1 protein-coding gene is annotated in these 448 nt (G+C 26.3%); it reads left to right on the top strand.

What is annotated here, in order from left to right:
* Window position 1: 1 nt before the first annotated feature.
* On the top strand, window positions 2–448 hold a 447-nt coding region (locus tag KGF42_RS19240), incomplete at its 3' end, for an RNA-guided endonuclease TnpB family protein (protein ID WP_227826916.1).

The following is a 448-nucleotide window of genomic DNA, read 5'->3' as shown; positions in this document are numbered from 1 at the left end:
GGTGGTAGTAGTGGAAAAAGCTTATAAGTTTAGAATATATCCAAATAAAAAACAGCAAGAGCTAATTAACAAAACTTTTGGATGTTGTAGATTTGTATATAATAAGTATCTTGCTAAAAGAATAGATGCTTATAAAAACGATAAAGAAACTTTTACTTATAAACAGTGTAGTTCTGATTTAACCAATTTAAAAAAAGAATTAAAATGGCTTAAGGAACCTGACAAATTTTCACTACAAAACGCCCTAAAAGATTTAGAAAACGCATATGAAAAATTCTTTAAAGAAAAGGCAGGATTTCCTAAATTTAAATCAAAGAAAATTAATAGATTTTCATATAAAACTAACTTTACAAATGGAAATATTATGTATTGTGGTCAACATATAAAACTACCTAAACTTGGTATGGTTAAGATAAGGGATAAACAAGTACCTCAAGGTAGAATACTT

It is taken from the genome of Clostridioides sp. ZZV15-6383 (genome assembly GCF_020657735.1).
In the GTDB taxonomy this organism is placed as follows: Bacteria; Bacillota; Clostridia; order Peptostreptococcales; family Peptostreptococcaceae; genus Clostridioides; species Clostridioides difficile_D.
Note: the sequence above shows the minus strand (reverse complement) of the source record. Positions and strands in the feature narration are given on the sequence as shown.